The organism is Sphingobium sp. BS19 (assembly GCF_027925545.1).
GTDB lineage: Bacteria > Pseudomonadota > Alphaproteobacteria > Sphingomonadales > Sphingomonadaceae > Sphingobium.
Window position 1 is genome coordinate 65609 of sequence record NZ_BSEF01000015.1, and the last position, 24016, is coordinate 89624.

24 protein-coding genes are annotated in these 24016 nt (G+C 63.0%); 5 read left to right on the top strand and 19 right to left on the bottom strand.

Annotated elements, in window-relative coordinates; genetic code table 11:
- The first annotated feature begins 381 nt into the window (after window positions 1-381).
- Entirely contained in the window at window positions 382-1710 is a 1329-nt protein-coding gene (locus QMG56_RS16905; RefSeq protein WP_281823589.1) for an APC family permease, read from the top strand.
- Window positions 1711-1855: 145 nt separating this feature from the next.
- Here the strand turns inward: QMG56_RS16905 and QMG56_RS16910 are convergent, their stop codons facing one another.
- From QMG56_RS16910 to QMG56_RS16970, 13 genes are all read right to left on the bottom strand, one after another.
- Window positions 1856-2251: a copper-binding protein gene (locus QMG56_RS16910; RefSeq protein WP_281823534.1), complete on the bottom strand. Its 396-nt coding sequence runs from the start codon at window positions 2249-2251 to the stop codon at window positions 1856-1858.
- 11 nt (window positions 2252-2262) lie between these two features.
- The gene (locus tag QMG56_RS16915) at window positions 2263-5406 is read right to left on the bottom strand and encodes an efflux RND transporter permease subunit (RefSeq protein WP_281823536.1); all 3144 of its coding nucleotides are present in this window, start codon (window positions 5404-5406) and stop codon (window positions 2263-2265) included.
- On the bottom strand, window positions 5403-6890 hold the full coding sequence (locus tag QMG56_RS16920; RefSeq protein WP_281823538.1) for an efflux RND transporter periplasmic adaptor subunit: 1488 nt from the start codon (window positions 6888-6890) through the stop codon (window positions 5403-5405). Before QMG56_RS16920 ends, QMG56_RS16915 begins: the two co-directional genes overlap by 4 nt.
- Window positions 6887-8116: a TolC family protein gene (locus QMG56_RS16925; protein WP_281823540.1), complete on the bottom strand. Its 1230-nt coding sequence runs from the start codon at window positions 8114-8116 to the stop codon at window positions 6887-6889. Before QMG56_RS16925 ends, QMG56_RS16920 begins: the two co-directional genes overlap by 4 nt.
- A 135-nt stretch (window positions 8117-8251) precedes the next feature.
- Window positions 8252-8401: a hypothetical protein gene (locus QMG56_RS16930; RefSeq protein ID WP_281823541.1), complete on the bottom strand. Its 150-nt coding sequence runs from the start codon at window positions 8399-8401 to the stop codon at window positions 8252-8254.
- 104 nt (window positions 8402-8505) lie between these two features.
- Window positions 8506-8772, bottom strand: coding sequence for a hypothetical protein (locus QMG56_RS16935; RefSeq protein ID WP_281823543.1), 267 nt, complete (start codon window positions 8770-8772; stop codon window positions 8506-8508).
- 254 nt (window positions 8773-9026) lie between these two features.
- Window positions 9027-9611: a DUF305 domain-containing protein gene (locus tag QMG56_RS16940; protein WP_281823591.1), complete on the bottom strand. Its 585-nt coding sequence runs from the start codon at window positions 9609-9611 to the stop codon at window positions 9027-9029.
- Window positions 9612-9680: 69 nt separating this feature from the next.
- The gene (locus QMG56_RS16945) at window positions 9681-10256 is read right to left on the bottom strand and encodes a cytochrome c (protein WP_281823544.1); all 576 of its coding nucleotides are present in this window, start codon (window positions 10254-10256) and stop codon (window positions 9681-9683) included.
- Window positions 10257-10288: 32 nt separating this feature from the next.
- A complete protein-coding gene (locus tag QMG56_RS16950; protein ID WP_375713718.1) occupies window positions 10289-11434 on the bottom strand; it encodes a copper resistance protein B in 1146 nt (381 codons plus the stop codon).
- Entirely contained in the window at window positions 11431-13290 is a 1860-nt protein-coding gene (locus tag QMG56_RS16955) for a copper resistance system multicopper oxidase (protein ID WP_281823546.1), read from the bottom strand. Before QMG56_RS16955 ends, QMG56_RS16950 begins: the two co-directional genes overlap by 4 nt.
- Window positions 13291-13338: 48 nt before the next feature.
- On the bottom strand, window positions 13339-13902 hold the full coding sequence (locus QMG56_RS16960; protein WP_281823548.1) for an RNA polymerase sigma factor: 564 nt from the start codon (window positions 13900-13902) through the stop codon (window positions 13339-13341).
- Entirely contained in the window at window positions 13899-14339 is a 441-nt protein-coding gene (locus QMG56_RS16965) for a periplasmic heavy metal sensor (protein ID WP_281823550.1), read from the bottom strand. The genes QMG56_RS16960 and QMG56_RS16965 overlap by 4 nt, the downstream gene beginning before the upstream one ends.
- The gene (locus tag QMG56_RS16970; RefSeq protein WP_281823552.1) at window positions 14336-14614 is read right to left on the bottom strand and encodes a hypothetical protein; all 279 of its coding nucleotides are present in this window, start codon (window positions 14612-14614) and stop codon (window positions 14336-14338) included. Before QMG56_RS16970 ends, QMG56_RS16965 begins: the two co-directional genes overlap by 4 nt.
- Window positions 14615-14748: 134 nt before the next feature.
- Here QMG56_RS16970 and copC point away from each other — a divergent pair, with 134 nt between their 5' ends.
- From copC to cueR, 4 genes are all read left to right on the top strand, one after another.
- Window positions 14749-15135, top strand: coding sequence for a copper homeostasis periplasmic binding protein CopC (gene copC / locus QMG56_RS16975; protein WP_281823554.1), 387 nt, complete (start codon window positions 14749-14751; stop codon window positions 15133-15135).
- 3 nt (window positions 15136-15138) lie between these two features.
- Window positions 15139-16071, top strand: coding sequence for a copper homeostasis membrane protein CopD (gene copD, locus QMG56_RS16980; RefSeq protein WP_281823556.1), 933 nt, complete (start codon window positions 15139-15141; stop codon window positions 16069-16071).
- 75 nt (window positions 16072-16146) lie between these two features.
- Window positions 16147-18519 (top strand): heavy metal translocating P-type ATPase, encoded by a 2373-nt coding sequence (locus QMG56_RS16985; protein WP_375713719.1) that lies wholly within the window; start codon window positions 16147-16149, stop codon window positions 18517-18519.
- On the top strand, window positions 18516-18905 hold the full coding sequence (gene cueR / locus QMG56_RS16990) for a Cu(I)-responsive transcriptional regulator (RefSeq protein ID WP_281823559.1): 390 nt from the start codon (window positions 18516-18518) through the stop codon (window positions 18903-18905). Before QMG56_RS16985 ends, cueR begins: the two co-directional genes overlap by 4 nt.
- Before the next feature lie 64 nt (window positions 18906-18969).
- On the opposite strand, the gene dmeF is transcribed toward cueR, so the two are convergent.
- From dmeF to QMG56_RS17020, 6 genes are all read right to left on the bottom strand, one after another.
- The gene (gene dmeF / locus QMG56_RS16995; RefSeq protein WP_281823561.1) at window positions 18970-19896 is read right to left on the bottom strand and encodes a CDF family Co(II)/Ni(II) efflux transporter DmeF; all 927 of its coding nucleotides are present in this window, start codon (window positions 19894-19896) and stop codon (window positions 18970-18972) included.
- Window positions 19897-19909: 13 nt separating this feature from the next.
- Window positions 19910-20185, bottom strand: coding sequence for a metal/formaldehyde-sensitive transcriptional repressor (locus QMG56_RS17000; protein ID WP_281823563.1), 276 nt, complete (start codon window positions 20183-20185; stop codon window positions 19910-19912).
- 112 nt (window positions 20186-20297) lie between these two features.
- Complete coding sequence (locus QMG56_RS17005; RefSeq protein ID WP_281823565.1) at window positions 20298-21329, bottom strand: hypothetical protein; 1032 nt, start codon at window positions 21327-21329, stop codon at window positions 20298-20300.
- Window positions 21326-21760 (bottom strand): ATP-binding protein, encoded by a 435-nt coding sequence (locus tag QMG56_RS17010; RefSeq protein ID WP_281823567.1) that lies wholly within the window; start codon window positions 21758-21760, stop codon window positions 21326-21328. Before QMG56_RS17010 ends, QMG56_RS17005 begins: the two co-directional genes overlap by 4 nt.
- A complete protein-coding gene (locus tag QMG56_RS17015) occupies window positions 21757-23199 on the bottom strand; it encodes a DUF6035 family protein (protein ID WP_281823569.1) in 1443 nt (480 codons plus the stop codon). Before QMG56_RS17015 ends, QMG56_RS17010 begins: the two co-directional genes overlap by 4 nt.
- Before the next feature lie 7 nt (window positions 23200-23206).
- The gene (locus QMG56_RS17020; protein WP_281823571.1) at window positions 23207-23977 is read right to left on the bottom strand and encodes a WYL domain-containing protein; all 771 of its coding nucleotides are present in this window, start codon (window positions 23975-23977) and stop codon (window positions 23207-23209) included.
- Window positions 23978-24016: the final 39 nt, after the last annotated feature.

The window sequence follows — 24016 nt, forward strand, 5'->3', positions numbered from 1 at the left end:
GTGGGATTGCTAACTACTGCGGCGCTCCGCGCGAGCTAGAAGTTTCAGCATTTCAGTCCTCGCATGTTCCGTCAGCGGGTGCTCGGACGCGTCGTCCCGCGGATGTATTTCATCTGCTCTTTCTCGAACCTTCTGTCGGACCCCCTCGTCCGATTGAGCCAAGAGGGCCAATACAAGGTTTTCTAACGCAATCACTCTGATGCGCATTTGGACAAGCTCCGCGTGCCCTGGATGGCTTGCATCCCACGCACCCGGATTCTCATCGTCTGTCAGACCTTGCTCGCTTCCCATCGGAATGTTCCTTTTATGTATTCTTTGGGCCGAAATAGGCCTCAAGTAGATGGGTCTTCGGCACCGCGCCATTCCGCAGAAAGCAGACCCATGAAAACGCAGTATGAGGCAAACAGCCTATCACTTACCGGTGCGGTCGCGATGGGCACGGGCGTAATGATCGGGGCGGGCATCTTTGCCCTCACTGGACAAGTCGCCCAATCTGCAGGCGCATTATTTCCATGGGCGTTTCTGGTCGCGGCAATTATTAGCGGTTTCAGTGCATATTCATACATCAAAATGTCCAATGCCTTTCCGTCTGCCGGCGGCATCGCGATGTATCTTCGCAAGGCCTATGGCGAGGGCACAGTAACCGGGGCCGCAGCTCTGCTGATGGCGGTGTCGATGGTTATCAGCGAAAGCCTCGTTGCCCGCACATTCGGTGCCTACACGATGAGGCTCTTCTCGGTCGAGGGCGGGAGCATATTCGTACCCATCCTCGCAGTCGCTTTGGTGTTCTTCGCCTTCCTGGTGAATATTGCGGGCAACACCGTCATCGGCCCGCTTCAGAAAGTGACGGCGACGATCAAGATTGGTGGGATTCTGATCTTCGCCCTGGCCGCATTATGGATCTCGGACCTCCCGCTGGGCTCGGTGCGAGGCGGCTCGGTGGGCGAGCGGGGGCCAGCAAGTTTTCTCGCCGGGGTCGCCCTGGCCATTCTCGCCTACAAGGGTTTTACCACGATTACCAACAGCGGAGGAGAAGTGAAAGACCCGCACAAGAATGTCAGCCGCGCGATCGTCATCTCGCTTGGGATCTGCGTGGTGGTGTACATGGCTGTCGCGCTCGCCGTAGGCGCTAGCCTGTCAATTCCTGAAATCATAGCGGCCAGGGATTATTCACTAGCTGAAGCTTCGCGGCCTTTGCTGGGCAATTACGGCATGGGCTTCACGGTCATCATCGCGGTCATCGCGACGACATCCGGCATCATCGCGAGCATGTTCGCAGTATCGCGCATGCTGGCCATGCTCACCGAGATGCAGATCATCCCACATCGCCATTTCGGCATGCCGGGATCGGTGCAAAAGCATACGCTCGTATTTACCGCCATTCTTGCAGGGCTGCTTGCAGGCTTCTTCGACCTCAGTCGCATTGCCTCGCTCGGCGCGGTTTTTTACCTCGTAATGGACATCATCGTGCATTGGGGCGTGCTGCGCCATGTCCGCAAAGAGGTTCAGGCAAACCCCATCATCCTGGTGTCCGCCATCGTTCTCGATCTTGTGGTGCTGGGCGCGTTCCTTTGGGTCAAGGGCCAGGCGGACCTTGCTATCTTGTGGATCGCATTTGGAGGGATCGGAGCCGTCTTCGCCTTCGAACATTTCTTTCTGCGAAAACGGCGTCCATCCAACGCGCACCGCGAACACGAGCCAATGATGTAGATGTTGCCTGACAGAGGTGACGGCTGATTCAACGTCAGCGCGAGCAGTGAGCTCATAGCTTCCCACCCAGCACGCGTCCGTATGAGGAGCGCGTTATCGTTCTTCTCGAGCATAGCGCCGGCGCAGGTTGCCAGACGCATTTTTGTCAGGGCTGCTTAGCGATTGCCGTCACTTCACCGGCGCTGCCGGTCAGTGTCAGGTCAAAATCGACCTTCTCACCCACCTTTGCCGCACCGGCGACCGCAGGCGCCGCCTTGAACGTCATGGTCATCGCCGGCCATTTGGCTTCGGGGATCGGGCCGTGGTCGAGCGTGATGGTGCCCGCGGCCTTGTCGATGGCGGTGACCGTACCGTGACCCTTGGCCATGATCGGCGCAGTGGCCGCCGGTGCCATCCCCATATTGCCCATGTCGCCACTCTTGGCTGCGGCGGCAGGCGCCGTCTGGTTGGTCTCGGCCGCGACCGGCGTCTCTGCTTTCTTACCGCAGGCGGCAGTCAAGGCGGCGAAGCCGAGGGCAATCGTCAGTCGTACATGCTTCATGGTTTTCTCCTTCATGAAATAAGAGGTTGGGGTAAGGGCCTGCTCTTCGGCCGGCGGAGCAAAAGATAGGCGGCAGGAAGTACGAACATGGACAGCAGTGGCGCGGTGAGCATGCCGCCGATCATCGGCGCCGCGATCCGGCTCATCACTTCAGAGCCCGCGCCCGAGCCGAGCAGGATCGGCAACAGGCCGGCGAGAATCACCGCGACCGTCATCGCCTTGGGCCGGACGCGGAGCAGCGCCCCCTCGCGCACCGCCGCGTCGATCTGAGCCGCATCGGGATCGTCACCGCGCTCCTCAAGCGCATTTTTCAGGTAGATCAGCATCACCACGCCGAACTCGGCGGAAACCCCGGCCAGCGCGATGAACCCGACCCCGGTCGCGACCGACTGGTTGAAGCCGAGGAGATAGAGGATCCAGATGCCACCGGTCAGCGCAAATGGCAGCGTGCCCATGATCAGCGCGGCTTCGTCGAACCGGCCGAAGATCATGTAGAGCAGCACGAAGATGATCAGCAGCGTGGCTGGCACGACCAATTTGAGCTTTTCGACTGCCCGCTGGAGATATTCGAACTGGCCCGAATAAGCGATACTGACGCCGGGCGAGAGCTTCACCTGTTTCGCTACCGCTCGCTGCAGGTCGCCGACCACCGAGGCAAGGTCACGCCCGCGCACGTCGACATAGACCCAGGTCGAGAGCCTCGCATTCTCGGTCTTGAGCATCGGTGGCCCTTCGGCGATCGAGACCTTTGCTACCGTACCGAGCGTGATCTGCTGTCCCGATGGCGTCAGGATCGGCAGCGTGCGTAGTCCTTCGAGGCTGTCGCGCAGTTCACGCGGATAGCGCACACTGATCGGGTAACGCGCGAGGCCCTCGACCGTCTCGCCGATAGTCTCGCCGCCCACCGCGCCCGAGACGATCTGCTGCACATCGGTGATGTTGAGCCCGAACCTGGCGGCGGCAGCGCGGTTAATGTCGACATCAACGTAGCGCCCGCCGGTCAGCCGCTCGGCGAGCACCGAGCTTACACCGGGCACGGTCTTGGCGACCGTCTCGACATCATGGGCGATGCGGTCGAGCTGGGCGAGGTCGGCGCCGGATACCTTGACCCCGATCGGACTTTTGATGCCCGTCGCGAGCATGTCGATGCGGTTGCGGATCGGCGGCACCCAGACATTGGCGAGGCCGGGCAGCTTCACCGTGCGGTCCAGCTCGTCGACCAGCTTTTCGGGCGTCATGCCCGGCCGCCATTGATCGCGCGGCTTGAACTGGATGGTGGTCTCGAACATCTCGAGCGGCGCCGGATCGGTCGCGGTTTCGGCGCGGCCGGCCTTGCCGAACACGGTTTCGACCTCAGGCACGGTCTTGATCAACCGATCGGTCTGTTGGAGCAACTGCGAGGCTTTCGCCGCCGACAGTCCCGGCAACGCCGACGGCATGTACAGCAGATCACCCTCGTCCATGTTCGGCATGAACTCGCCGCCGAGGCGCGTCAGCGGCCAGACGGTCGTCGCGAAGGCAAGCGCCGCGATCAGCAGCACGGTCTTGGGCCGCCGCATCGACCAGTCGAGCGCGGGCCTGTAGATATTGGTCAACCAGCGATTGACCGGGTTGGACTGTTCGGGCGGAATCTTGCCCCGGATCAGCAACCCCATCAGCACCGGCACCAGCGTCACCGACAGGATCGCCGCCGAGGCCATCGCATAGGTCTTGGTGAAGGCCAGCGGCGCGAACAGCCGGCCTTCCTGTTCTTCGAGCGTGAACACCGGAATGAACGACAGAGTGATGATCAAAAGGCTGAAAAACAGGGCTGGTCCGACCTCGGCGGCGGCTTCGGTGATGACGGTCCAGCGCGTCTCGCCTTCGAGATGCTCGTCCGGGTGATCCTGCTCCCAGCGCTCGATCTTCTTGTGGGCGTTCTCGATCATCACGACTGCGGCATCGACCATCGCACCGATGGCGATTGCGATGCCGCCCAGCGACATGATGTTAGCGTTGACCCCCTGGAACCGCATCACGACGAAGGCCGCCAGCACGCCCAATGGCAAGGTCAGGATCGCGACCAGCGCGGAGCGGACGTGCCAGAGGAACAGGCCGCAGACGATCGCGACAACGATGAACTCCTCGATCAGCTTGTGGGTGAGATTGTCGACCGCGCGGTCGATCAGCTGTGAGCGATCATAAGTGGTGACGATCTCGACGCCGGGCGGCAGGCTCGCCTTCAACGTAGTGAGCTTGTCTTTGACCGCGGCAATCGTCTCGCGCGCGTTCTTGCCCGAGCGAAGGATCACGACCCCGCCGGCGACCTCGCCTTCGCCGTTCAGCTCGGCGATGCCGCGGCGCATCTCCGGACCGATCTGGATGCTGGCGACATCGCCGAGGGTCACGGGAACGCCGGCGGCGGCAGTCCTGAGAGGAATCGCACGGAAGTCGTCCAGCGTCTTCAGATAGCCCGTGGCGCGGACCATGTATTCCGCTTCGGCCATTTCGAGCACCGAACCGCCACTTTCCTGATTGGCCTGCTGGATCGCCTGGACAGCTTGTTGATGGGTGACGCCATAAGCCGCGAGCTTCACCGGATCGAGCAGCACCTGATACTGTTTGACCATGCCGCCAATGCTCGCGACCTCGGCAACACCGGGGACCGTCTTCAACTCGTAACGCAGGAACCAGTCCTGAAACCCGCGAAGCTGGCCAAGATCGTGCTGGCCGGTCTTATCGACCAACGCATATTCATAGACCCAGCCCACACCTGTCGCATCAGGCCCGAGCGCGGCGGTGGCACCCTGCGGCAGCCGTCCCTGCACCTGGTTGAGATATTCGAGCACGCGGCTGCGCGCCCAGTAGAGGTCGGTGCCGTCCTCGAAGATCACATAGACGAAGCTGTCGCCGAAGAAGGAATAGCCGCGAACCGTCTTGGCGCCGGGCACCGACAGCATGGTGGTGGTCAGCGGATAGGTGACCTGGTTCTCGACGATCTGCGGCGCCTGTCCCGGATAGCTGGTCCGGATGATGACCTGCGTGTCGGAGAGGTCGGGCAGCGCGTCGATCGCAGTGGATCGCACCGCCCAGACGCCCACGCCGATGAGGGCAAGCACGCCGATCAAGACGAAGAAGCGGTTCCTGACCGACCAGCGGATGAGATGGGCGATCACTTACCGACCACCTTGGCCATGCGCCGCACGGTCGGTCCAGCCGGCGCCTGATCAAAGCCGAAGCGGACTCGGTCACCTGTCTTCAGGCCGCGCGCTACTCTGGCATCGGGAAGCTGGAAGGTCATCGTCATCGCCGGCCAGCCAATCGCTGGCACCGGCTGATGGCTGAGCGTCACCGAATTGGCCGTAATCTGCTCGATCTTGCCAACGGTCTCGTAAAGCGACGCGGCGGGCCTGGCGGGAGTCGTCGTCGATGCTGCCCCGCCGATCGGCCGCGCCGCGATGCCCGACAGGCTAGCCTCAGAGTCGATCAGGAACTGGCCCGATGCGATAATCTTCTCGCCTTCGCGCAGACCCGCCAGGATTTCGGTATCCCCGCCAGCCTCTCTGCCCGCTTGCACCTCGGCGGGCCGATAGCGCCCCTTGTCGAGCGCGAGCATCACCAATGTTCGCTTGCCGGTGCGGATCAGCGCCTCGGACGGCACCAACAATGCCGGTTGTGTGGCGCCGCCGAACGAGACTGTGGCGAACATGCCCGGCCGCAGACGCCCGCCGCGATTGGGCAGCTCGATCCGCACGGTCAGCGTCCTGCTGTCGGCCTGTGTCGTAGGCAGGATCGCCGAGACACGGCCCGACAAGGTCTCACCAGGAAACGCCGCGAGCGCGGCCTGCACGGCTTGTCCGGGCTTGAGCGATCCTGCGATGGCTTCCGGAACGGCTGCATTGAGCCAGACCGTGCCGAGGCCGTTGACCTCGGCGAGCGTCTGCCCCGCGGACATGGTCATGCCGGCGCGCACGTCCAGTGTCTTGATGACCCCGCCTATTGGCGTGGCGATCGTGACGACATTGTGCGGCCTTCCCCCGCGCTCAACTGAGGCGATCGTGCCTGAAGGCATGCCGAGCAGCATGAGCCGCTGGCGTGCCGCCTGCGTCAGCGCCGCGTTGCCGGTGCGGCGAACTGCAAGAAACTCGGCTTGCGCGCCGCCCCATTCAGGGATCAGCAGGTCGGCGAGCGGTGTACCTGCGCGAACCACATCGCCTGGCGCGCGGCCATAGACCCTTTGCACGAAGCCTGCCGAACGCGTCTGGACGATCGCCACATTGCGCTGATTGAAGTCGATTGTTCCGGTCGCTGTGAGGCTGCTCGCCAGTTCTCCGCGCCGGGCCGCGACGATACGCATGCCGAGTGTCTGCGCCGTCGCCGGATCGATCCGGACGCCTGGAGCCTCGCCGCCACCCTCGTCGGCATATTTGGGAACGAGCTGCATATCCATGAAGGGCGATTTGCCGGGCTTGTCGAAATGCTGCGTCGGGACCATCGGGTCGTACCAATAGAGCGCCTTGCGGCCCGTGTCGGCGGATTGCATCGCGGGGACCTCGCTCCCGCTAAGATGAGCGATGCCATAGCCTGCGCCACCGGCGACGAGTGCGAGCGTTGCGGCGGCAAGACCCAGCCGGGCACGCTGCGAAATCTCGAGGCTCATCGGTTTTCACTCCGGTATGTGAGGGTCAATCGCGCGCCATCGGCGGCAACCAGGGCTTCGCGGTCGAGGGTATTGAGCGTGGCGTCGGCAAGCGCGGCATAGGCGTCGGCGATATCGACGAGACTGGCGCGTCCAGCCGCGTAGCTGGCGGTCTCCAGCCTGACGCGCTGGTCGGCGAGTGGCTGTAGTGTGCCCTGTGCCCGCACCCATTGCTCGTGATGCATGACATGATCGGCGAGATCGGCATCAAGATCGGCAGCGAGCGCGCGCCGGGCAGCTTCCTGCTCGGCCAGCACCCGTCCAGCATTGGCTTGGGCCTCGCCGATACGCGCGCTCTGGCGATTGCGGGTGAAGAACGGCAGGCTGACCGTCACGCCGGCTGAGACATAGTCGCCAAACCGCGGGTCTCGGCGCTGATAGGCGACATTCACCCCGAAATCGGAGCGGCGGTCTGCCTCGGCCACGCGGACATCGGCGTCCGCCTGCCCGGCCTGGGCAGCGATCATCTCGATGGTGGGGTGGCGATCGAGGCCAGCTCGCAAGACCGTTGCATCCACCGCAAAATCGGGGATCGGCCCGGCGATCTCGGGCGTGGGGTCGCCGGTCCAGCGGGTCAGCGTGGCGCGTGCCCGCGCCACGTTCGAAACCAGCTCACTGCGGCGATCCTGCAACGTGGCAACAGCCTGCTGCCCCGCGAGAGTCTGTGCCGGGCGGGCATTTCCCGAGGCGACCGCGCTGGGGGTCGTTCCCACCACACGCTCAAGGCGCGACAGAATATCGTCAAGTGCTGTCAGCCGACGTTCGGCATAGGCGAGATTGATCCAGGCAAGTGCGGTGCCAACCTCGACAGTGCGGGCCTCGACAGCGGTGTCGGCCTCGGCCGCCTTGATGTCGCTATCGGCGCGGGCCTGCTGGGCATGGCGCTTGGCGAGATTGGGAATATCCTGGGACACACCAACCCGCGCCATGGTAAAATTATCGCGTTGCGGTTCGAAAGCGAGCGGCCCTGAGATCGGGAACGCATCGACGCCGACGCCTAGCGTCGGATCGGGCAGTGCACCGGCCGCGTCGCGCGCAGAACGCGCGGCGTCAGCGCCGAGCGCCTTCGCCTTCAACGACGGCGCTTCCTGTCGAGCACGCTGGAGCGCGCCTTGGAAGGTGAGTGGCCCGGCGAACGCTGTACCGGGGATTGCCGCGAGTAGCGGCAGACATAGAAACAATCGCATCGGAGTCTCCTGATCGCGAGACCAGGCTGGCGCGGCGCTATCGGATGAGGGACGACGATGCCGACGGAGCGGAGGTTCGCTCCACCGGCATCTCAGACCTGCCCGTCAGTGAGCCGGACCAGCCAGGGCCTTATCCTAGCTGGCAGACGCGTTGGAAGGAGACGCCGTGCCGGCTTCACTGCCTTGGCCGGTGCTGGCAGCATCGCCCTGTGCGAACGCAGGCGCGATGGTGAACGCGGAGATGGAAGCCGCGATAGCGGCTGCGACGAATCTGATCGTCTTCATGACATTATTCCTTTGGCGATTGTCGTAGAATGGCCACAGGTCAGACGGGATATTGGGGTGCGCGATGAGCGTACCGATCCTGTCAGCCTGATGGCCGGTTTCGATCAGCCAAGGAGATTGGGTGGTTCCGGTTCGGGCGTAAGGTTACTGCCGCGCAGCACAGTGGTGGTCGTCCAGAAGGCCAGCGTTGCACTGGCTTCGCGCGCCGTGAGCGCCGGCGCATCATTGCGCACGGCCATGGGAACGACGCAGCCCATGGCCGCGATGCAAGCCAGGGTCATGCCCTTGCAGGGCTTCTGTCCGGGCTGCTGTTGCTGCGCCATCATCTTCATGCAGTCTTCGGACATGCCGGAATCTGACATCTCAGACATGGTTATAGGCGCGGACACCGCAGACTGAACGGACGCATATGCGACCGCCTGACCAAACAGACCGATCAGGGCTCCCAGGAGGAGAAAGAGGTGAAGCGCGCGTTTCACAGCCGCTTTCGAATAGAATGAATCCCGCCCCGGAGCAACGTCATGGTCATCGCCGCTGCCACCTAGTTTTCAACCCATACGGGCGGGGCCGAACTTCGTTACAGGAAGACCGCCGCGCATGGGTGTTGTAAAAACGAAAGACAATTTCAGGAGATCGGCTTCTGCGTATTGATCCCGGTACTCTTGTCGGTTTGCGGCGGCGGCGGCGAGGCGCCGCGGTCGCGGTACGACGGCAAGTCCGGAGCGCCATTTGCCGTCGGGCGGGCTTGCAGCCGTGCGATCATCTGCTTCATCTCGGCGATCTCACGGACCTGCGCATCAATGATGCCATCGGCCAGCTTGCGCACCTCGGGATCCTTGATGTGGGCCCGCTCGCTGGTCATGATCGCGATCGAGTGATGCGGGATCATCGCCTTCATATAGGAGACGTCATCGACCGTTTCCTGGCTGCGTACCAGCCAGAGCGCTAAGCCAAACACCGCGACGCTGCCGATCAGGATGCCGACATTGAGGCGCGTGTTCTTGTACATGCCCCACATAAAGCCGAGCATGATCACCGCCATGACCGCGCCCATGACGAGCGCCATCCAGGCGCGGGTCTGGCTGAACTCGACATGGCTCAGCGCATAAGTGTTGAGGTACATCAGACCGAACATCACGACCGTCGAGGTCGCGATCATCGCCGCGAACCGGCCATAGCCCATTGGCATTTTGCCCTGTTTATCTTGCATATATCGTCTCCTTATCGCGATACTGTCATTCGCCCCCGCGATCGGCGCCGTCACCGGTATCTCTTCAACTCACTTCATCCCCGGCATATCCTTCATCATCTCGTCATGATCGCCGGGCGCACTGGCGACGAGGCGCTGATATTGATCGGGCGTCATGCCCGGCAAACGCCGCACGAACGCGACCATGTCCCAGATCAACGGATCGGGATGGGTCTTGCCCCAGGCAGGCATCGCGCTCAGCTTGACGCCGTGCTTGATGATCCAGAATTCCTCGGCGGCACTCAAATCCTGGTCCTTGGCCAATTCTGGCGCCTGCGGGTAAAGCCCCTGGCTGAGTTCGCTGCGCTCGACGCCGGGGCCAAGATGGCAGCCCGAACACATTTCGGCATAAAGGCCCGCGCCTGCTGAAATCCGTGACGCTGCGTTGAGATCATCGGGCGGATTAATCCCGCGCGCCCGGACCGCGATCGAGCGGTCCCGAAGACTGTCCAGCAGCGCATAGACCGGACGCGTGTGCGGTGCATCGGCGGCGATGTCATAGGCACCGAAATACACCAGGAGCGCCCCGAAAAGGAGCGCCGCCGCCGCAGCGATCGCCACGAACGGGCCGCTCGGCAGATGATGACGCAGTCTTGCACGGTCCATCGATCGATCCCCTTTCTGTTTCGCCTCTCGCGTCAGAACCAGAAACGCACGCCGGCGACAAAGCTCGTCGACGTGGTGTCCTTGCCGTCCGCGCGCGCGAAGTCAGCGGTGCGGCCGGTTTTGGCCTCGTAGGAGACACCGATATAGGGCGCGAACTCGCGGGCGATTTCATAGCGCAGGCGCAGCCCGAGCTCAGCATCGGTCAAGCCTGCGCCGAGGCGATTTTCGGGCACGTCCTGCGCCGATAGGTTGAGCTCGACCCGTGGCTGCAGGATCAATCGCTGCGTGATGCGCTGGTCGTAATAGCCCTCGAGCCGTCCGAGCAGGTCGCCCTTGTTCGAGAGGAAGATCGCGCCCTCGACCTCGAACATATAGGGCGCCAATCCCTCGAACCCGATCGTTGCATAGGTCCGGTTCGGGGTCGGCTGAAAGTCGTGGCGGACGCCAGCCTGCAAGTTGAAATAGGGACCGACCGCGCGGCTGTAGAGCGCCTGCACCTCGGCGCTCTCGACGCCTTCTCTAAATGCCCCCGAGCCCTCGGTCTTAATGGTTAGGCGGTTGATGTCACCGCCGAACCAACCCTCCCCGTCCCAGCGATAGCCATCCTTGCCGTCGCGAATCTGGACTTCGGCGAGGTTGAACATGATCTGCGAGATGGGCCTACCGCCTTCCTCCTTCATCATCGCCATGCGGGATCGGTGCATCTCCTCGCCAGGGAACAGGCGATCGGCGTAATGATCGCTTGGCGGCAGTGGCGCGGGCGCGTTGCCCACGGGGAGCGCCGTGCCGCTCGGTGTGGCATCGGGCATCGCCATCGCGTGCGAGGCGTGGTCGGCATCTCCACCCGTCATATCCATTCCGGGCATCGTAGAGGTTCCCGCTGCCGAGCCTGGTTCCGTCTTCGCCGCAGGCATTGCCATCCCATCCATGTTTTGCGCGGGCATGGGTGTGGGCGACGCAGCGGCCGGCCGTGGACGCGATGTAAGCGGTCTTCTTGTCTGCGGTACGGGCCTCGCTTGCGGCCTTGCGATAGGTTTTGCCACAGGTGTTTTCTTGGGGGCTGGCTTCGGCATCGCCATGCCCTTCATGTCCATACCCTGCATCGACTGCGCGGATGCAGCACCCGCAAAAGCCAGCGTGGTGCCGACGGCAAGCGCCGCGAAAGCTATGCGCTTCATGCCGCTTCTCCCCGTGGACGCACGCTGACAACGCGCATCATCCCGGCCATCATGTGGTAGAGCAGATGACAGTGGAACGCCCAGTCGCCGACCGCGTCCGCCGTCAGGTCCCAGCTCACCTTGCCGCCGGGCTGGACGATTACCGTATGCTTGCGCGGTGCATGGTCGCCGTGCCCGGTGACCAGTTCGAAGAAATGGCCGTGCAGATGGATCGGATGCGCCATCATCGTGTCGTTGATCAAGGTGACCCGCACGCGCTCGCCGTCGATGAACGGGAATGGCTCCATCGTATCGGACATTTTCACGCCGTCGAACGACCACATGAAACGTTCCATGTTGCCGGTCAGATGAATGTCGAGCGCGCGACCCGGCGCGCGCGTGTCGGGATTGCGCTCGAGCGCCACGAGGTCGCGATAGACCAGCACGCGGTGGCCAACGTCCTCCAGCCCCTGGCCCGGTTCGCCGGTCCGGTCGACGGGGCTCATCGCGACCGTTTGCACCCCTGGATTCTTGTCGATCTTTGGAGCGTTGGAGAAGTCGCGCATCTTCATGCCGCCGCCCGACATATCCATGCCAGCCATGGCGGAGTGGTCCATTCCCGCCATCGCCCCGCCCGCCACGCCATGGCCCATGGCGCTATGGTCCATGCCGGCCATGCCGGCCATGCCACCATCGGGCTTGCTCAGGTCCATCGTGCCCTCGCTCGTCCCCATGTCCATACCGGCCATCGCCCCCATGCCGCCCATCCCCATGTCTTTCATGGTGGCGAGCGGACGCTTGCGCAGGGGCGGCACTTCGGCCGCCATTCCGGCACGCGGGCTAAGCGTCGCGCGCGCCATACCCGATCGGTCGACCGCCTCGCCCACCAATGTGTAGGCGCGATCCTCGGTAGGGGTGACGATCGCATCATAGGTCTCGGCGACGCCGATCTGGAACTCGTCGACCGCGACCGGTCGGACATTCTGGCCGTCGGCCTGGACGATGTTGAGCTTGAGCCCCGGGATGCGGACATTGAAAGTCGTCATCGACGAGGCATTGATGATGCGTAGCCGCACCCGCTCGCCTGGCGTGAACAAGGCGGTCCAGTTGTCCTGCGGCCCGTGCCCATTGACGAGGAAGGTGTAGGTCGATCCGTTGACGTCGGAGATGTCGGTCGGGTCCATCCGCATCCCGCCCCACATCACGCGCTCTTTGAGTGCTTGGTCCTTGCCCGCGAGCAGACCAGCCAGCGTCTGCTTCTGGTAATTGAAGTAGCCCGGCATCTGCTTCATCTTGCGGAAGATCGTCTCGGGCGACATCTGGCTGTGGTCCGACAGCACGATGACATGTTCGCGGTCCGACGGGATCGGATCGGTGCCGGCCGGATCGATGACGATCGGGCCATAATGGCCAAGCTGTTCCTGCATCCCCGAATGACTGTGATACCAATAAGTCCCGCTCTGCCTGATCGGGAACTCATAGAGAAAGCTCGACCGCGGCTTGATGCCGGGAAAGGAAATTCCGGGCACACCGTCGAACTGTGGCGGCACGAGCAGGCCATGCCAGTGGATCGAGCTGTCCTCGTCGAGATCGTTGATGACCTTCAAACGCACATTCTGGCCTTCGCGCAGCCGGATCAGCGGGGCCGGGACCGTGCCGTTGATCCCGATTGCCCGGGATGGCCGGCCGTCTATCATCATCGTCTGGCGGGCGATGCGCAGTTCGATATCGGTGCCCGAAACAATGGGAAGAGGTGTGGTCAGCCCCGGCGATACAGTTTGTGCCCAAGCCGGCATCCATGCCGCGAGAGCAGCCGTACCGCCCGCAACCCCAGCGCCTCGCAGGAAGTCGCGGCGATCGAGGTTTGAAAACGCCATTGCATAAAATCCCTGTTCTGCACTCTCAGGGATTACGCATGGCTCGCCTCAACCCCTCAAAATTTCTGTGAGTTTTGAACGCGCGCGATAAAGTCTGGCTTCCACCGCCTTTTCGCTGATGCCGAGCACGCTGGCGCTTTCGGACTGGCTGAAGCCTTCGATGGTGCGAAGGATAAGCGCGTCTTTGAGGTTGGTGGGCAGCGTAGCGATGGCCGCCATCGTCCGCTCCAGCTCAAGACGGTCGGCCAATTGGACATCGGCCAAGGCGTCTGGATCGGCCACGTCCGCCGCCTCCTCGATTGGGCGTGCAAAGGTGAACAGCCGGCGGACGGTCCGCCGCCGCGCCCAATCGCGGGCCTTGTTGATGGCGATACGCGCCATCCAGACGCGAAAAGGGCGCTCTGCGTCATAGCGCCTCAACGCCGAGAAGGCAGCGATAAAACTCTGCTGGGTAACGTCGAGCGCCGCATCGGCATCGCCGACATGGCTCCGGATCAGCCGGTACACGGGCTCGCGGTGGCGCCGCATCAGTTCGCTATAGGCGTTCTGCCTGCCGGCGAGCGCCAGTGCTGCCAGTTCGCCGTCTGAGCAGCCGGCGAGATCGAGCGTCACCGTTCCTTGGCCGTCAGTGCCTTGACCACCGCAGCATCGAACCGGGCGGCCTGATCGGGACGCAGCACGGCGCGCATCGCAAAGATATGCTCCAGCGTTTCCTTCTGGAGCTGGCCCATCGCCTGATGTGATCGATCGACCGCGGCGCTGACCTGCGGCCCATAGCCATGCTCGGCCTCGATCGCATCGGCAAGGCGCGCATTGTCGGCACGCAGTTCGAGCTCCAGCGCCTGCCGACGGAGCGCGAAGCTGCGCTCAATCGCCTCGATCTTCGCGTGCTGGGCATCGTCGAGTTCAAGCTGCCGGTGAAGCAGTGTGTGCAGTTCGGTCTCGACCGGCGTCTGCCGCGCGACATAGGCACGTCCGATCAGGACACCCGAGATCGCCGCCGCGAAAGCGATCAACGCGATGAGCAGCAGGCGGCGGCGATCGTTCATTCGCCGCTGCCCAGCAACGAGGAGGGTGCTAGCGCGGCCGACGTGCCGAAGGGCGCGACTGGCGGCGTTTTGCCGGGCATGCCTGGCATAATCGAACTGGCAACCCCCAGCGAGAGTGCCGCAATCGCCGCGATACCGAAAATCGCGCTGGAAGGCGGGTGCGATCCTGCGACGCTCATTGCCACGCGCTCCAAGACACGAGCGTCGATCGACGACAATCCGGGATGGACAGGCATCTCGCGCAGGCGTGCCAGCGCTGCATCAATATCGGTCATGCATCATTCTCCATGCTCTCAGCCGGTATACGCACCGGCGCCCATGATCCCTCATCGCAACATCAACATCCTCTGGTGAGGGATTGGCCGCTGGCGTGCGTATTCACCGTACCACCCCGAAGGAGAACCCCACCATGCCGCGCTTCCGAAACCTCATGTTCGCAGCCACTGTCGCAACCCTTGCCATCGCCAGCCCCGCGCTTGCGCATCCCAAGCTGGTGTCGGCAACGCCGGCCGCCGGATCGACCGTGAGCGGCCCCACCCAGATCACGCTGGCCTTCAGCGAGACGCTTATGCCGCAGATGTCGGGCCTCGAACTAAACATGACCGGGATGCCGGGCATGGCCAATCACGCGCCGATGAAGGTCGCCGGTTTCAAGACCAGCGTGTCACAGGACGGCAAGACCCTGGTCGCCGCGCTGCCCCGGGCACTTCCGGCCGGCAGCTATGACGCCCATTGGCATGTCGTCTCCACCGATACCCACCGCGTCGAGGGCCATCTTACCTTCACGGTGCGTTGAGGCGTGAATGACTGGCCCGTCATTGCAGCGCGTTTCGCGCTTTATGGCGACCTGACACTGCTCTTCGGACTACCGCTCTTCGGCCTCTATGGGCTGCGAGGCAAGGAGCGGCGCAATCGCGGATTGCTGCCGCTCCGCCCTTTGGTGACGGCACTGTCGATTGCAGGAATTATCCTTTCAGCAATCGGCTTCGTCGCAATGGCCGCGACCATGAGCGGAACCGGCCTCCTCGAGGTCGAGCGCGGCACGTTGACCATGCTGCTCGGCCAGACATCGGTCGGCACCGCCTTCATGGTCCGCACGGCCGCGCTGGCGATCTGTCTGCTCGCAAGGCCCCTCCTGCGGCGCCATCCCGTTGCTGCGCTCACCACGATTGCTGTCGCCGCCGGGTTTGGGCTGTCCAGCCTCGCCTGGTCAGGTCATGGCGCGGCCAGCGAAGGCGGTGCGGGGATGGCGCATCTGGGGGCGGACATCCTGCATCTGCTGACGGCGGGCGCGTGGGTCGGCGCGCTCCTTGCATTGCTGCTTATGGCATCACGGGCCTCACCAAAAGGCGATGCAGCGCATGTCCGAGCGCTGCACAGGGCGCTGGATGGCTTCGCTTGCGCTGGCACCATGATTGTCGGGTTGATCGTCGTCACCGGGCTCATCAACGGGCTGTTCCTTGTCGGTATCGACAACATGGTGAGTGCAGCGAGCGGCCTGTGGGGTCAGTTGATGCTGGCCAAGATCGTCCTGTTTCTCGGCATGCTGGCGATGGCCGCCGCCAATCGTTTCCGGCTGACGACCAGCCTTGAACGCGCGATCGAGCAACGGGATCACGGACAAGCGCTCTCGACCCTGCGGCGCAGTCTTGCGCTGGAAACCACCATGGCGTTCGTGATCCTCGGGCTGGTCGCGTGGCTCGGCACACTCGAGCCAGCGAGCGCCGGATAACAAATATCATTGCGACCCTTGACCCTGACACGATGTCAGACCCTAGATGGGATCGCGTCGAACAGGAGTACGGGAATGTCCGAGTCTAAATCCACGGCGCATGCCGGCCACGATCATGGCTGTTGCGCGGCCCGCGCGAACGAGACGTCAAAGAGCGGCGGCTCGGATCACGTGACGGACCCCGTCTGCGGGATGACGGTCGATCCGAATACGACACCCCATCATGCGGATCATGGCGGCGAGACCTATCATTTCTGCAGCCAAGGCTGTCGATCCAAGTTTGTCGCCAATCCGAGCGCCTATCTGGATGGCAAACCACCTGAACCAGCAGCATCGCCCGGCGCGATTTGGACATGTCCGATGCATCCGCAAATTCGCCGCGACGGTCCGGGCACCTGCCCGATCTGCGGCATGGCACTCGAACCCGAAGAGCCATCGCTCGACGACGCCCCCAATCCCGAACTTGTCGATTTCACCCGGCGAACCTGGGTAGCAGCTGTCCTCGCTGTGCCGCTGCTGGCGATCTCGATGATCGCGGAAATGCTCGGCATGCATTTCGTGCCGCCTGCCATCTCTCCCTGGGTGCAACTCGCACTGACGGCGCCGATCGTCCTGTGGGCGGGCTGGCCGTTCTTCCAGCGCGGTTGGACCTCGATCGTGACATGGCACCTCAACATGTTCACGCTCGTGTCGATCGGCGTAGGCGCAGCCTTCGTCTACAGCCTGGTCGCCACGGTCGCCCCGGGTCTGTTTCCGCCATCGTTCCGAATGCACGGGATCGTGCCCGTCTACTACGAAGCAGCAGGCGTCGTGGTGACGCTCGTGCTGCTCGGCCAGGTACTCGAACTGCGTGCTCGGGCGGCGACTGGCCGCGCGATCCGAGCACTGATGGACCTCGCGCCCAAGACCGCCCGGCGCATCGATGCCAAGGGCGAAGAGGTGGAGGTCGATCTCGCCGAAGTGATGGCCGGTGACCATGTTCGGGTGCGCCCTGGTGAGGCGGTGCCGGTCGATGGTGTCGTTATCGAGGGACGCTCGTCGGTCGATGAGTCCATGATCACGGGCGAGCCTGCGCCCGTCCTCAAGGAGAAGGACGCCACCGTCACCGGCGGCACGGTCAATGGCACCGGTACGCTGGTCGTCGAAGCGCGCGCGGTCGGGTCGGATACCGTGCTGGCGCGGATCGTGAAGATGGTCGCTGAAGCCCAGCGCAGCCGCGCGCCCATCCAGGCGGTGGCCGACCGGGTATCGGGCTGGTTCGTGCCGCTCGTCGTCGCCATCGCGGTCGCAACATTCATCGTCTGGAATTTCGTCGGCCCCGAGCCGCGCTTTGGACACGCCCTGCTCAACGCGATCGCCGTGCTCATCATCGCCTGCCCCTGTGCGCTCGGCCTCGCTACGCCGATGTCAATCATGGTGGGAACGGGACGCGGGGCGCGCGCCGGTGTACTCGTCAAGGATGCCGAGGCGCTGCAACTGATGGAGAAAGTCGATACGCTCGTGATCGACAAGACGGGGACACTGACCGAGGGCCGTCCGGCCCTCACCACCATTGAACTGGCCGAAGGATATGAGCACGACATGGTGCTGTCAGCTTCCGCCGCAGTGGAATCTCTCTCAGAACATCCGCTGGCACAGGCGCTGGTGGAAGCCGCGCGCAAAGCCGACCTTCCAATCGCGAAGGTCGAGCATTTCGACTCGCAGACCGGACTCGGCGTCAGCGGCAAGGTTGACGGGCGCGACGTCGTAGTCGGCAATGCCGAGCAAATGCAGCGCGTTGGCGTCGATCCGTCATTCTTTGACAGCGTGGCCGACAAGCATCGTAGCGAGGGCGCGGGCGTGATGCTCGTCGCTATCGACGGTCATCTCGCTGGCCTGCTCGTGGTCGCCGATCCGATCAAACAGTCGGCGGCCTCCGCGATCGCCCAGTTGCGCGAGGAAGGATTGCGGATCGTGATGCTGACGGGCGACGCAAGAGCCACGGCCGATGCGGTGGCGCGCGCGATCGGCGGCATTGACGAAGTGCATGCTGGGCTCAAGCCAGAAGACAAGGCCCGCATCATTGGCGAACTGAAAGCGCAAGGCGCGGTGGTCGCGATGGCTGGCGATGGTATCAACGACGCCCCGGCATTGGCGGCGGCCGATGTCGGCGTCGCCATGGGCACCGGCACCGATGTCGCTATCGAGAGCGCCGGCATGACGCTGACCAAGGGCGATCTCGCCGCAATGGTCCGCGCCCGCCGGCTCGCGGTCGCGACCATGCGCAACATCCGGCAGAACCTGTTCTTCTCGTTCGTCTTCAATGGGGTCGGTGTGCCCGTCGCTGCCGGTATCCTCTATCCCATCGCCGGCATCCTGCTGTCGCCGATGATCGCGGGCGCGGCCATGGCATTGTCAAGCTTCACGGTGGTCACAAACGCGCTCCGGCTTAACCGGGCCAAGCTATGAAGATCGGCGATGCGTCGAGCGCAAGCGGCGTTTCGCAGCGCATGATCCGCCATTATGAGAAGATCGGGCTGATCGGAGCGGCGCCGCGGCGGCAGTCGGGCTATCGCGACTATTCCGACGCCGATCTCCATCGCCTGCGTTTCATTGCAAATGCCCGCGACCTTGGTTTTCCGATCGAGGACATACGGTCGTTGCTAAGCCTGTGGTCGGACAATTCGCGTGAAAGCGCCGACGTCAAGCGCATCGCATTGACTCGTGCCGCCGAGTTGCATCGCAAGGCGCTCGCATTGGAGGCACTCAGAAGGTCGCTGCTCGATCTCGCCGAGCATTGTCATGGGGACGAGAGGCCCGATTGTCCCATCATGGACGCGCTGGAAAACGATTGATTTGAGTATGGTTCCACCCCGAAAGACCCATCGAAACGAAACACGGGGCTTTCGTATTTGAGCTTCAATGGCACTCAATCGTCAGGTGCTTCAGCTCGTGGACGGGACCTAGTCGGCCTCGGATGATGTCCGCATCGATCCCGATAGCCCCCACCACACCGATGATTGCTGCATGGGCTTCGGGGCCGATTTGCCAGACATGGAGGTCAGCGATGCGTGCGTCGCCTGGTCCTTCAACGAGATCCTTGATTTCCTCGGCCACATGATCGTCGGTCGTGTCGAGGAGGACCGTGGCAGTGTCACGCATCAGGCTCCAGGACCAGCGAGCGATCACCACCGCTCCCACGATACCCATGACAGGGTCCATCCACACCCAGCCAAGATAGCGGCCTGCCAGGAGCGCCGCTATCGCCAGCACGGAGGTGAGGGCGTCAGCGAGAACGTGGACGTAGGCCGAGCGGAGGTTGTTGTCGCCGCCATGAGCATCATGGCCCGTACCGTGGTCATGATGGTGGTGGTCATGACCATGATGATGACTGCCCGACAGCAGGAATGCGCTGACGATGTTCACCCCCAGCCCGATCACGGCAATCAGCGTCGCCTCGCCAAATGCAACCTTGATGGGCTCGAACAGCCGCAAGATGGACTCGATCCCGATGCCCAAAGCGATCAGACCAAGCACCAGCGCCGACGCGAAGCCCGCGAGGTCGCCAACCTTGCCGGTTCCAAAACTGAATTGGCGGTTCGACGCGTGCCGCTTGGCATAGACATAAGCAATTGCGGCCACACTTAAAGCGCCCGCGTGGGTCGCCATATGGAAGCCATCGGCAAGCAGCGCCATCGACCCGGTGACATAGCCGGCGAAGATCTCGCCAACCATCATCACAGCGGTCAGAATCACGACCCACAAAGTCCGGCGCGCGTTTTCATCGTGAGCCGCACCCAGATATACATGGTCGTGCGTAAAGGCATCAATGTCGCGGGTCGTCATCAATATCTGAGCCTTATTTCGCGTAGCGGCGTATGACCGCGATCAATTCTTCTGCGCCGGCGGAGCGATCCTCGGGAGAGAGGTCAGGGTCCGCTACATGAGCTCGGACATGCTCTTCAATAATTTCGTCCATGAGACCGTTCATGGCGCCCCGTGTCGCTGCGACGAGATGCAGCGTCGTCGAGCAATCCGTGTCTGCGGCCAGCGCTTTCTCGATCGCTTTGACCTGGCCTGCGATCCGGCGGACTCGCTTCAGGAGCTCGTCATTGCCTTTGCCCAAATGTCCCATAGCATACCCCCCTATCCTATATGGAGCGGAAGCAGAAGGATTTGTTTACCTTCCATTTTCAGTGGGCCCGCATTTCAACCGGCTCGCCTACACCGTCCAAGACATGCTCGTGCTAGCGACCAATAAGCCGACGCAGACTAAACTTCGATGCTGCGCGGCCAGCTGAAGCTGTACTCGTCGCCAGCGCCGCTGCTGCTGTCTTCCCGATCACATCGGTGAGTGCGCTCTCGAAACCGCGCGTAACGTCATCATAGCCAGTCCGCGCATGTACAAGCTCATGGAGGAGCGTGCCGGCAAAATCCGACAGTGAGGAAAGCTGGTCGCGCCTGATGACGATGGACTCGGTAGCGCCGTCCCAAAGGCCGAGGGCATCGCTCGCCGTCGCAAAGTCGACGCGCATCGTATTACTAACCCTAACCGCTTGCACGCGGGCCGGCAGTCCGCCGACAAGATCGACGATGGCTTGCGCGTGCCCGAACACGTCCCGCTCGCCGGGCGCCATCGCAATCGGGTCGACAAAGTCGAATACAAAACTGTTATTCCATTCAGACTGATATTGGCCGAGGTCGCGAACCGGCGCGCCGGACAAATCGGTCATGCCCGACACCTCTTGCTGGATCGTGTCGGGGATCGTGATAATGCGGATGCCGTCATCACGAGCATGATCGAGAGCCGACGCATTACTCATCAGCTGGTCTGCGGTTACGAACAGATAGTCGCCGCTACCGTTCAGGATCCGCACCGCATGGATCGCAACCTCTTTCCAGCGAACCTCATCGCTGCCTTCGCCTGATTGCATCGCCTGAAGTTGATGCGCCAACTCCTCGGCGACCTCGCTCGCGGTAGCATTGAGTAGCATCTGCTTTACGCGGTCGGAATAGGCCGTGCGTTCGACATTGGTCCGCTCGCGGTTGAGCGCTTTGCGCATCGGCTCGGTGAGCGCGGTGATGTTGTAGGAGAAGGCGAAATTCTCCTCCTCGGCGACAAGCAGGCCGGCAACATAGATCCTGGCCACCGCGCCGGGCTTGCGGCGCAGGATGTCACCGATCTTCGTGCTCTCGAGAAGGTTCTCATCGGAAAAGCGGAGGAAAAAGCCCTTTGCCTTGTCCATCTGCTCGTCGCTCAACCCGCGCAGCACGATCACCGTGCGGTCATCGTCGGATCGGAAGCTGGCTGCACCGCCGCGTGCAGGGTGACGACATCGGCGAAATCGCGCTTGGCCACCTGTGCGAGCGTGATCTCACCATGCGCCGAGCGTATCTCGACCGGGACACCGTTGCGATGGAGTGTCGCCATCGCATCCTTCAGGCCGACACCGAATTTGCCGATCACCTTGCCCGAATTCTGAAGCTTCTCGACATTCTCGTTCTGCGTGAAATGCTCGTAGCGCAGCCCGCGACCATAATCGCGGATGATCCAGCTGCCACCTTCGGCCTTGAAGACCTCGATGTCGCTGGTGTCGCTGAGCTGCTGCTCGTCGATCGCGTTGGCGATCAGCTCGCGAACCGCATGGGCGCTTTCCCACGCTTCGAGGATCTTCTCGATGTTGAGATCAAACAGACGTGCTTCCGTCATTTGCCACCCTCCCCCGCCGCCGGCTTCCGGCAAAGATCCTCTGAAAGAAAGTCGAAAAGACGCTGCTCGTCTTCCGCCAGTTGGAAGCGCGGATCGCACCGCATTGCTACACGATTGGCTGAGACTTTGCCCGCCCACTTTCCGCTGGCATCCTGTTTGGCGAGAAGGTGGTGATGCCCGTAAGCGCGCAGCAGGTAGCCGAAGCCCATGAGCAGCTCCGGACGTTGGTGGAAAAGATGGTGCGCCACCTCCACGAGTGTATCGTACCCAAAACCAACGGGCTTTCCCGCTTTAGCTGTCTCAATCACCTTCACCATCCGGATGGGCACGCGCACGTCCGAAGGCGTACTAAGAAGGTCCGCGCAGTAGGCGACTAGGTCGTAGTTCAGCTCGGTCCAACGCTGATAATAGCCTACCAAGTCGTCCACCCGGTCTTCGGCTAAGGCCCACTCAAATATCTCTGTTCGTAATTTGCGCTCGCTCGCCCCCGCGGCGGCGCGCCTAGCCGCCTCTTCGGCTGCCTTTTGTTGCTCGCGCAGTCGCCCAAGCTCCGATATCGCAGCGCTCTCGGCTGCAGCGAAATCGAACGCACAGACGGTCTGGCGATCGATATCGATGAGCAGATCGCTCCACGCGACGAGGCGCTCGACCCAGTCGTCGACGACATGCTCGCCATCGATCCGCGGCTGCCGGTGCCACACGCGCACGATCAACTGACTCGCCGCGATGGACGCCGCGACGGTCGCTTCGTCCACGACAAGAATGTTCGAATTGTTGCCGAACAGGATGTCGTCGGTCGTCATTCGCCGGTAGCTCGGGTCGAAACTCGGCAGGATCCAAACGAGCGCTGCGCCCTCTTCGCGGTAGAAGCGCTTTCGCCCAAGCACCACATCGAGGAACGTCGTGCTGAGCTGCACCTCGAACGCGGCTCGGAGATCGCCGCACCGGGCCGACACGTCGGGGCGCCGCAGTCCAACCAGCCCCTCGCTTGCGCGCCAGGTCGCCTCCACGCGCACGTCGGAGAAACCGGGGTCGGCCGCGAGGCTGTGCACCAACAGCTCTTTGGTGCGTAGATGTGCGTCGCTCTCCTGTGCGCCGCGATATTTCATGGCGCGCATCTCCGGCTCGGTCAGCCCGCTATGGGTGACGGCCGGACAGGAGCCGTCCTCCGAACGGTGCCGGAGGTAGAAATTCTTGCGCATGCTGCTCGCCAGGAAAAGCGTGACGCCGCACATCGGGCAGACGAGACGCGGCCGGCCACGACTGGCCGCGTCTTTCAGGATACCCCTCAGGCGGATGGCTGCGGCATAATCGAACGAGCGGATCAGACGCTTGGCGTCGAGCAGGCGGCCGGTGCGACGGCTGCGCGCTTCGATGATCGCAGGATCATCGACCGGGGTGGCCCGCTCGCGGGGATCGACGGTGACGTTGCCGCCCATCGCGCGGTCAATACCGCTCGAGCCGGGCGCCGGGACGATCCAGCCCCCAGCGCCGTTCGATGTAGAATTCGAGGGCTCGCCGCGTCTCGAAGCGAATATCGTCGCCCACGAAGCCATATTCGAGCCGGACCGCCCGCTTCTGCTCCGCAGTCAGATCCGCTCTGGGCCGCAAGCGGACCTCGACAATCATGTCCCAGTCTTCGTCCGGCGGCAGCGTGCCCTCGACCGGGCGCATCTTGAAACTGCTGGCGTCCGACACCCGCACGGGCAGGAAGTCGCGCCACTCGTTGCGATCTGGGCTCCAGGCCCGGACATGCAATCGCTCGCCGTCGCTCGCGATATGGGCGGGCGCGATCCATTGGCGATCGCGGCGGCCGGACGACATCGACACATAATCGATCTCGACAAAACAGCGCCTTTCGATCGCCTGATTGAGCTCGCGCATCACCGGCGCCGGACATTGCCGGGTCGGTCCGGGAAGCCGGGCAAAATCCTGGTGGGCCTGTGCGTATATCGCTTCAAGCGAAGGCGGCTCGGCCGTATCTTCGAGTCCGCGATGCGCCCGGTCCGCGACATAGGTTTTGCGAACGGGGTCATAGGACGGTGCGGGCGCGCACACGCGCTCCATGTAGATTCGGAAGTCGACCGCCGCCTGTGCGTTGGAGATACCGAACCTCTCGATCAGGTCGCGCCTGTTCGCCTGCCCCAGCCAGGTGAGACATTGGTCCAGATAGTGTAGCCTCGCACGCTGTGCGGGCTTGAGCTCGCCGTCGGTCATGATGCGACCTTAGTTGACTCTTCGGGTAGAATCCATCTA

Bases quoted from the DNA above. Each gene is read 5' to 3' on its own strand.
- QMG56_RS16905 (WP_281823589.1), top strand. From the start codon at position 382: ATGAAAACGCAGTATGAGGCAAACAGCCTATCACTTACCGGTGCGGTC.
- QMG56_RS16910 (WP_281823534.1), bottom strand. From the start codon at position 2,251: ATGAAGCATGTACGACTGACGATTGCCCTCGGCTTCGCCGCCTTGACT.
- QMG56_RS16920 (WP_281823538.1), bottom strand. From the start codon at position 6,890: ATGAGCCTCGAGATTTCGCAGCGTGCCCGGCTGGGTCTTGCCGCCGCA.
- QMG56_RS16925 (WP_281823540.1), bottom strand. From the start codon at position 8,116: ATGCGATTGTTTCTATGTCTGCCGCTACTCGCGGCAATCCCCGGTACA.
- QMG56_RS16930 (WP_281823541.1), bottom strand. From the start codon at position 8,401: ATGAAGACGATCAGATTCGTCGCAGCCGCTATCGCGGCTTCCATCTCC.
- QMG56_RS16935 (WP_281823543.1), bottom strand. From the start codon at position 8,772: ATGTCTGAGATGTCAGATTCCGGCATGTCCGAAGACTGCATGAAGATG.
- QMG56_RS16940 (WP_281823591.1), bottom strand. From the start codon at position 9,611: ATGCAAGATAAACAGGGCAAAATGCCAATGGGCTATGGCCGGTTCGCG.
- QMG56_RS16945 (WP_281823544.1), bottom strand. From the start codon at position 10,256: ATGGACCGTGCAAGACTGCGTCATCATCTGCCGAGCGGCCCGTTCGTG.
- QMG56_RS16950 (WP_375713718.1), bottom strand. From the start codon at position 11,434: ATGAAGCGCATAGCTTTCGCGGCGCTTGCCGTCGGCACCACGCTGGCT.
- QMG56_RS16955 (WP_281823546.1), bottom strand. From the start codon at position 13,290: ATGGCGTTTTCAAACCTCGATCGCCGCGACTTCCTGCGAGGCGCTGGG.
- QMG56_RS16965 (WP_281823550.1), bottom strand. From the start codon at position 14,339: ATGAACGATCGCCGCCGCCTGCTGCTCATCGCGTTGATCGCTTTCGCG.
- QMG56_RS16970 (WP_281823552.1), bottom strand. From the start codon at position 14,614: ATGACCGATATTGATGCAGCGCTGGCACGCCTGCGCGAGATGCCTGTC.
- copC (WP_281823554.1), top strand. From the start codon at position 14,749: ATGCCGCGCTTCCGAAACCTCATGTTCGCAGCCACTGTCGCAACCCTT.
- QMG56_RS16985 (WP_375713719.1), top strand. From the start codon at position 16,147: ATGTCCGAGTCTAAATCCACGGCGCATGCCGGCCACGATCATGGCTGT.
- cueR (WP_281823559.1), top strand. From the start codon at position 18,516: ATGAAGATCGGCGATGCGTCGAGCGCAAGCGGCGTTTCGCAGCGCATG.
- dmeF (WP_281823561.1), bottom strand. From the start codon at position 19,896: ATGACGACCCGCGACATTGATGCCTTTACGCACGACCATGTATATCTG.
- QMG56_RS17000 (WP_281823563.1), bottom strand. From the start codon at position 20,185: ATGGGACATTTGGGCAAAGGCAATGACGAGCTCCTGAAGCGAGTCCGC.
- QMG56_RS17010 (WP_281823567.1), bottom strand. From the start codon at position 21,760: ATGACGGAAGCACGTCTGTTTGATCTCAACATCGAGAAGATCCTCGAA.
- QMG56_RS17015 (WP_281823569.1), bottom strand. From the start codon at position 23,199: ATGGGCGGCAACGTCACCGTCGATCCCCGCGAGCGGGCCACCCCGGTC.
- QMG56_RS17020 (WP_281823571.1), bottom strand. From the start codon at position 23,977: ATGACCGACGGCGAGCTCAAGCCCGCACAGCGTGCGAGGCTACACTAT.